9 protein-coding genes and 1 tRNA gene are annotated in these 8,305 nt (G+C 42.1%); all 10 read left to right on the top strand.

Annotated elements, in window-relative coordinates:
* Window positions 1–197 precede the first annotated feature (197 nt).
* On the top strand, window positions 198–338 hold the full coding sequence (locus KAH81_06980) for a hypothetical protein (protein MCK5833396.1): 141 nt from the start codon (window positions 198–200) through the stop codon (window positions 336–338).
* Window positions 339–897: 559 nt separating this feature from the next.
* Window positions 898–971 (top strand) — tRNA-Arg (locus KAH81_06975).
* A gap of 20 nt (window positions 972–991) precedes the next feature.
* Entirely contained in the window at window positions 992–1,663 is a 672-nt protein-coding gene (locus KAH81_06970) for a tetratricopeptide repeat protein (GenBank protein ID MCK5833395.1), read from the top strand.
* A gap of 2 nt (window positions 1,664–1,665) precedes the next feature.
* Window positions 1,666–2,079, top strand: coding sequence for a hypothetical protein (locus KAH81_06965; protein MCK5833394.1), 414 nt, complete (start codon window positions 1,666–1,668; stop codon window positions 2,077–2,079).
* A gap of 180 nt (window positions 2,080–2,259) precedes the next feature.
* Entirely contained in the window at window positions 2,260–2,625 is a 366-nt protein-coding gene (locus KAH81_06960; GenBank protein MCK5833393.1) for a hypothetical protein, read from the top strand.
* The gene (mutL, locus tag KAH81_06955) at window positions 2,622–4,364 is read left to right on the top strand and encodes a DNA mismatch repair endonuclease MutL (protein MCK5833392.1); all 1,743 of its coding nucleotides are present in this window, start codon (window positions 2,622–2,624) and stop codon (window positions 4,362–4,364) included. Before KAH81_06960 ends, mutL begins: the two co-directional genes overlap by 4 nt.
* 11 nt (window positions 4,365–4,375) lie before the next feature.
* On the top strand, window positions 4,376–5,074 hold the full coding sequence (locus tag KAH81_06950) for a hypothetical protein (GenBank protein ID MCK5833391.1): 699 nt from the start codon (window positions 4,376–4,378) through the stop codon (window positions 5,072–5,074).
* Window positions 5,075–5,078: 4 nt separating this feature from the next.
* A complete protein-coding gene (gene miaA / locus KAH81_06945) occupies window positions 5,079–5,999 on the top strand; it encodes a tRNA (adenosine(37)-N6)-dimethylallyltransferase MiaA (GenBank protein ID MCK5833390.1) in 921 nt (306 codons plus the stop codon).
* A gap of 275 nt (window positions 6,000–6,274) precedes the next feature.
* Window positions 6,275–7,687 carry a metallophosphoesterase gene (locus tag KAH81_06940; protein ID MCK5833389.1) on the top strand — a complete coding sequence of 471 codons (1,413 nt, stop codon included), beginning with the start codon at window positions 6,275–6,277 and terminating at the stop codon, window positions 7,685–7,687.
* An 18-nt stretch (window positions 7,688–7,705) separates the two neighbouring features.
* The coding region (locus KAH81_06935) for a hypothetical protein (GenBank protein ID MCK5833388.1) at window positions 7,706–8,305 on the top strand (600 nt) is incomplete at its 3' end.

The raw sequence follows: 8,305 nt of genomic DNA, 5'->3' as shown, positions 1-8,305 counted from the left end.
GTGCGGCGCGTTTCACCATGTCCGCAGAGAGGTTCGTCGGTTTGGTATCGTCGCCCGGTGGGTCGACAAGGATAACCTTCGTAAATTCTCCGCCCAATGCCGCGCCCACAACCACGCGCCACGAAATCGGGTCGGCGGCGGTTATAGCCCCCGCCTGCAACTTGCCCTCGGTCAATGCGCCGGAGAGGTTGCCCGCCGTGCCGGTTCAGCCCGCCGAACGCGAACCGGCAAGCGCCGGAGGCATTCGTGCTCAACGCGCTTTCAGCACGATTCGCTTCCGTAGTCGAAGAATTTTCCCAAGAAAATCCGGGCGTCGGCTCCCCGATGGCATACGTTAATTTACGTAACTCGGCAAAATAGTGTGGCCGAATCCCTTGACATCCCATCGCCTGTCTTTGTTACTCACATGTTCGGAAAGGGTAGTTGCGAGTTTTTTCAAGGCTATTTCAAAGTTTTTTTGTCCTTTATTTCCTCTCCATTTTTTATTTTGTCACACGATATAAAATATGGATTTCGGGGGCGCAAGGGGAATTAAGTCGAGAGTGAGGAGCGGAGATTTTTAAACGAGTGATGTCTATATTAGAACCTTATTGTTGAAATAACAAAAATTATGACAGCGTTGAGATCTATTTAGGGATTAATAATGTTATTTCTTTGAAATTTAGCGAGCTGTATTGATCTGGTTAATCTACAATTTGGCTATTGGATGAAGCCAATTGAAAACCGAATACACTCTGAATATTTTACTGCAATCTTCAATCATTTCTAATCGATAGCTCATTGAACATTACACTTGACATAACCTAAATTGTTCTGTAATTTCTATGCCGTTCACCCTTAGCCCGCTTGGGAGTTTTTTCAAGCGGAAGGTTTTGTATTTTGTTAATTATGATTTATGCCCCCGTAGCTCAGGTGGATAGAGCGACGGTTTCCTAAACCGTAGGTCGCCCGTTCAAGTCGGGCCGGGGGTAAGGCACATAACGGAGGATCGATGGAAAAGCATAAAATGACCAAGCATGAGATGAAAGAGGATAAATTCGTTACTACGATGGTTCAGGGGGCATCATATGCCAAGGAAAACATGCAGAGTGTTATAATTATGGTGCTTGTGCTCGTGGTTTTGGTCGCAGGCATTGTTATTTTGAAGAACTACTCCAATTCAAAAGCCGAGAAGGCCCAATCCCTGTTGGGTATTGCTCAGGTTGCATATCAAGCTAACGAGTTCAGCGAAGCAAGAGATTCTCTTCTTGTTCTTGTCGATAAATATCCCAAAACCGATGCCTATAAGGTTGGGAGTTTTCTTCTCGGGCATATATATTACTCTTCCGGCTCGCCAGATTCAGCAGAAATCTACTGGAATGCCTTTCTGCAAAGCGGTTTTGAAGATATGGATATGATAATAGGTGCTCGTGCAGGCTTAGCCGGAGTTAAATCTGATCGAGCCGAATATAAATCCGCTGCGTTTGATCTCGAAGCGCTTTACAATGAATATCCCGAATATTTCGATCGTGCGAATTTGCTATATAAAGCAGCTTTAAACTATAAATCAGCTGGTAATCCGCAAAAAACGAAAGAGCTCTTAACCCAATTCATCGAAGAGTATCCGGAAAACCCGATGATCGTTAAAGCTAAATTTTTCCTATCGGCCTCAGAGGCGGTATAATATTGAAGGATAATATCGGATTTATAAAGGATTTTGCTCGCAAAGGGAGGTTTATCGGCGAAGGCGATTCTTTCTATAGCGCATCGGAACCGATAGAAATGGACGAAATTGATGAAGGTCGAGGATTAGCTCTTTTAGCTTATATCCCATTTTTATGCTTTATCCCATATATCAAGGGCAAGAACACTAATAGATTCGCATATGAACATGGTAAACAAGGGATCATTCTTTTTCTTTTCGAGATAGTAGCCATTTTAGGAGCGCTTTTTTGGAAAGTTGCCCTTTTTCTAGCCGCAATTGTCGCGCTTGCTGGTGTAATCTATGTTATTCAAGGAAAGCTTTGGAAAATCCCTTGGATAGGTCCTCTAGGCGAAAAGATTGAAGGCCGGAATATCAAAGAAGAAGTTGATCAATGATTTTCAATTACAAATTTACAAGGCTTTAATACTGTGAAAATTGAGTATTACATAACTTTAAGTGTATTGTTTGCAGCGGTTGTTATTTATTTATTTGTTGTTTTAAATAAAAACAAATTATACAAAAAAAATCTATATAAGGCTAAAAAAGATTATCTTCAATACTTTTCTTTTTTGGTTATGGGTGCGGGCTCGACAGAGATTACTCGCGAACTCTGTAAGATAAAACACCTGTGGGATACGGCCGAGAACGCGAACGATATGTCCGCCGCATTGCAGCTCTCTGATGGGGTTTCCGCCTTGGCTTTACAAGATGCCGCCGAAAGATTGAATAGTGATTGCCTCGCCGAAGTCGAAAAGACATTCAGATACAAGAGAAATCACCTTCTATGGACCATTATTCGGTATTCCGGCCTGAAAAATCACTCTGGTAAAGAAAAGGAATTGCTTTACTCAGAATCTATCGAAAAAGCAAAAAGAATGATGAGTGTCCGCTTTTGCCACTATCTGAAGTCTTATCCTAGAAACTGGGAGACCGATCGATGAGTGATATCGTAGTTCTCTCGGAATATGTTGCCAATAGGATAGCCGCAGGTGAGGTTGTTGAAAGACCGGCCAGTGTTGTGAAAGAACTCGTCGAAAATTCTATCGATGCTGATGCTACAAGAATAGAAATTTTAGTCGAAGAGGGTGGCAAAAACTTGGTTGTTGTGACTGACAATGGATACGGAATTGCCCCAAATCAGATTTATCTTGCACTTACCCGTCATGCCACAAGCAAGATATCCGATGCTGACGACCTTAGACACATAAATACCCTTGGATTTCGTGGTGAAGCGCTTCCTTCCATTGCTTCTATATCCAGGATAGAGATTATTTCTCGCAACATCGCTAATGAGCTCGGTGCAAAAGCTATCATTGATCATGGTAAAATACTTGATTTAAACGAGGTAGGAGCGCAAATAGGCACGACTGTTCGAGTGGCCGAACTTTTCTACAATACACCGGCACGCAGGAAGTTTCTAAAAACAGCGATTACAGAATTTGGACATGTGCTCGATATATGCGAAAGGGTATCTGCAGCATATCCGAGAGTTGCGTTCGTTTTAAAACATGGTTCAAAAGTGCATATGGATTTCCCTCGAGTAAACACATATAAGGAAAGACTTATTGCGCTTTGGGGATCAGAACGCGTTTCAGAAATGAAAGAGATCGAGGCGGGTGAGCCGGGGGTTGCAGTTTTCGGATTCGCCGCGCCGCCCAATATTCATTGGGGTAGCCGTCGTAATATTCGATTTGTTCTGAACGGGCGTCCAATAGAAAGCAAAACATTATCAGCCGCAATTAAAAGGGCGTATGAGGGCACTTTACCCTCTGGTCAATTTCCGCAGGTGATGCTGTATCTGGAGGTGGACCCCGAATTGGTTGATATAAATGTTCACCCAATGAAACTCGAAGTTCGTTTTCGTAGGACTGACTCGATTTTCAAAGCTGTTACTAGAGCTATCTCATCCGCGATAGAAGCTAAGGCGGATGGACATTTTTTTGATATTATTAGGAAACCTGGTTCTTTTAGCTCAGATTTTACTATGCGATCACCTCAAAATGCACCTGCGAATTTCGATTTCGAGTCACCACAGAGAGAGAAGGCAATCACAGAACACGAGATATTCTCGACGCCTACTTTTTATAATCCTCCTCGTAATGACCGAGATGAGGGTGTATTACCGGCTTTCTGGCAAATTCATAGAACTTATATTTTCGCCGAAACTAAAGGTGGGATAATAATAATCGACCAGCACGCCGCTCACGAGAGGATTCTTTATGAAGAGATTCTCGAACGCCTTCATAAAGAGCCGGGAGTCGGTCAGAGATTACTTTTCCCAATTGCTATTAAACTGAATGGTTTTCAAGAGACAACTCTCGACGAGAGCCGTGAAAGCCTTGAAAGCCTGGGTTTCGAGTTTGGCCCTACTGCGCCGGGGCATATTCTTGTCGAGGCTGTCCCGCAGGAAATCCCGCATTTTGGCGAAGGAAAAGCGCTTCTAGAGATGCTCGACGATATAGCTGATGGTGGTGCTGGTTCGAGCGCTATAGAAGAATTTGCAGCCCTGGCCGCTTGTCATATGGCCATAAAGGCTGGAGATAAAATGACTTCTGAAGAGATGGCTTATCTTTTTGATAGATTATTCGCAACACAGTCACCATATACCTGTCCTCATGGGCGGCCTACTATTGTAAAAATATCCATCGATGAATTGGAAAAAAGGTTTGAAAGAAAATAGCGGAGGTATTTATGTTTTCTAAAAAATTTATCTGTTTAATCGCCTTGCTTTGTTTGTCGCTTTTCTTGGCGTGTGGTGTTGGCGGTGGAGATGATCCTGAAGATGATAAAATATACACTGTCTCTTTTCCTTTGATGGAGGGGGTAACGTGGATATACAATTGTTCCGAAACTGATCCTGATACGCAATATGTTACAACTAAGGTTATTTCCGGCACTGTCGTTTTTTCTGAGGATACTTTAGGTTATGTTCAGCCTGATTACCCGGTAGGGTTATCGTGGTTCAGGCAAGTCGATCAGGATTCCAGCTTTTTCTTGAATGATGGTGATTATGTTTGGATGGGCGAGGTTAATACGACAATCGAAGAATTTGGAGGGAATCCTTTTGTTCCATTTAGGGTTATTCCACTAGAATTCGCCATAGGTGACACTTTTACAACTTTAATTCATAAACAGGTGGGTCCTCTTTCCGCTGATATTACATTCTTTATAACAGTAATTGGTGTCGAAGATGTTACGGTTCCTGCTGGCACCTTTGAGGATTGCCTTCGCCTCGATGCAATTCTCGCGGTAAGTTTCGGGAATGACACAATTCTAAGCACAATATGGTGTGCTGACGAAGTCGGCTTGGTGAAGCGCGACGATTATTACGAAAGTGGTTCTGATCACTCCTATTATGAAGAGCTGACATCATATGATGTGACCCCTTAATGAATTGACTATATTAAATCTCGCAATTATTATTGCCGGTCCTACTGCTATTGGCAAAACGGCTGTAGGTATTGAAGTCTCAAAAAGATTAGGTGGGGAGATTATCTCCGCCGATGCGCGGCAAGTCTATGAAGAAATGCCTATTGGAACCTGCGCCCCTATTGATCCTGAAATAAAGCACCACCTTGTTGGATATATATCACCAAATAAGACCTGCACAGCATTTAATTGGGCTAAACTCGCCGTCGAACGCCTTAATCAAATCCAAAAAGGCGGGGGAGTGCCGGTAATAATAGGTGGAACAGGATTATATATAAAAGCGTTAACCGAAGGCATATTCGAAGCACCTAAGCCAGATGTTTCTATAAGATTGGATCTAGAAGCGAGGTTAAACAATGGGGAGAATCTTTTCTCTCTTCTCACAAAGCTCGATTCAGAATCAGCTTCGAAAATACATCCGAATAATCATAGACGAGTAATCCGAGCCCTCGAAGTGTATTATTCGACTGGCAAGTCGCTTAGCGATAATTTTGAGCAAACCTATTCCCCCGCATCTAATTGGCGGTTCTTGAAGTTCTTTCTTAATATGAATCGCGAGCAATTGTATCATCAAATAAATAAGAGGGTAGGGATGCTACTCGATGGGGGTTGGATAGATGAGACACGCGAGCTTATGCAATCGGGCTTCGATGAGAAAAGTCCCGGTATGAGCGCGATAGGATATCGCGAGATTATGAGCCATCTTCGAGGCGATATTTCTTATGACGAATTAAAGGCGGATATAGCGAAAAAGACTCGTAATTATGCAAAGCGTCAAATTACGTGGTTTTCGAACAGGGCGGGATTCTTGAAAATCGATCTTTCGAGAATTGCTGATGTTGATTGTATTGATAGAATAACTGAAGAATACCATAAGATTTTATGATATATGTCGAGTTGGGAAATAAGGCTAATCGCTTATGAATTTCAAAAGGTAACCTTTGAATATCCTGTAGATTTAAAAGGGTAATATTATCTTTCTCGATGATATAGCGAAATTTGTAGTTTCATAAATTTATTCCATTATTTACCGTTGTTGCTGTAGTTAGAGGATAATATTATAAATGCTTTCGAGGTAGCAGCTGTTTTAAGAGCAATATAGATTGCGAAAACCATAAATGAATATATATTTTATAAGTTAATTATTCTTATATTGAGTTTATGGTAGTATTAACAAAAAAGAGTTATTTTATTGCTTTAATCTTGTTTGTTAGCTCGATTTTAGCTGGCATCAATTATGGGCCGTATCTTACCTGTCCTTCGACAAGTGGAGCAACTATCCAATTCGGCAAGGATATTTGGGATTCTGCAAATATCGAATGGGATGATTCTGCTGCTTATTGGAGCGACGGAACTCTCGATAATGGTGTAGATATTTCTGAAATCGATATACGCGCTTCTTATAATATTTCGGGATATTCCGCTGGGACAAGGGTTTATTATCGTATAACTGCCGGTGATGATGTCTCACCGGTTTATTCATTTAGAACGATGGCTCGACCAGGTTCACCGATAAGGTTTTGCATTTATGGTGATTGTCGAACCAACGAGAGTGTGCATACGGTAGTGTGCGAGAGGATGGTCGAAACGAATCCCTCACTAGTTATACACACAGGAGATTTAGGGGATGCCGCTTGGAGCGTCGGCGATTGGGATGCATATTTTAGGGCAACAGATACGCTTGCGGCTCGAGTGCCTTATGTCTCGACTATAGGTAATCACGAGATACCATACGATATTTATAAATATCTATTCGATCTGCCTAATAATGAAGAATGGTATGCTATCCACGCAGGATGCATCTCGATACTCAATATTAATGTCTATAATAATTTTGCTGAAGGAAGCGAACAATACAATTGGATAGAAGCGACTCTTGCCGATTCTATACCCTCGACTACTCGTTGGATAATAGTGAATGAGCATGAATCGCCATATTCTACAAGTAACCATGGCAGTAATATACTTGTGCGTTCGATATTGAAACCACTTTATGACTTATATGGTGTTGCGGTTGTGACTGCGGGACACGATCATTGTTATGAGCATAGCTATGTGGATGGAATCCATTATTTTGTTGCCGGAGGAGGTGGTGCACCGCTTTATTCGGTTTCGGGTGGTGAATTCACTATCCAATGTGCTAGCTCGTACAATTATATCGAGGCTTATGCTGATAATGTGGATTTATGCTTCGTTGTCCGTAGTGAGGCTGACGCATTTATCGAGGAGTTTTGTTTAAGCGATTTTATTGTTGGGATTGACGATGCTCTTAATCCAAGTGGATTAACAGTCGGAGCCTCCCCAAATCCATTTAATTCATCAGTTAAAATAGACCTTGGAATTGGTTTTAATATTAATGAGTCTCCGGCAGTAGATATATATAGCATTTCGGGTAAGAAGGTCTGGAGTTGCTCAAAAAGCGATAGAGATGGTATTATAGGGAGATTGACGCGTCAAACAATCGAATGGGACGGCATGGATAACAACGGCAAAGAACTTCCTGTAGGATGTTATCTAGTATCGGTTACAGCGAGTGGAAGTTTAACCACTAAAAGGATTTTTTTATTAAAATAATAAAACAAGGAGGGCAAAATGAAAGCCTGGAAACTAGCATTTCTGATGATTTTATCAATTAATATTGCATTTGCTGCAGTAGGTTGGTGCGGTAATATTTGGCCTAACTCTGATAGCGATCAACCCCTCGATTCGCCAATAGATGTTTATTTTCAAATTTGGAAGGATGGTGTTACGGATTCGACCGGTCGCGGCGAAGGTTTGGCAGCTACGATATACTGGAAAGAAGCCTCCTCGGTTGTCTGGGATGAGATCGAGATGACCTATAACGGGGATGTTGGAAATAACGACGAATATACGGGGACAATACCTGCGCCATCTTCTGTAGGAGACATTAACTATTATTGTGAGGTTTTCGACTCGACGGATACTTCAACAGCAACAGGTTCCGATCAGAATAGTGTGCCACTCGACGAATCCTCTCCGGGAGTTCTTCATATTGTGGATGTCACTTCTATAGATGTGACAGTGACCTTTCAATTGGATATGACTCTAGAGGAGATTACAGGAGATGTAACAGTGGGCGGCTCGTTCAATAGCTGGAGTTCCACTGAAAATGTCCTCACCGATCCAGATATGGACGATGTTTATGTGGCTGAAATCCTCTTCCCGGCAGGA

It is taken from the genome of bacterium, from assembly GCA_023145965.1.
Taxonomy (GTDB): domain Bacteria; phylum UBP14; class UBA6098; order UBA6098; family UBA6098; genus UBA6098.
The sequence above is the reverse complement of the archived record's forward strand: the minus strand, read 5'-3'. Positions and strand labels throughout refer to the sequence as shown.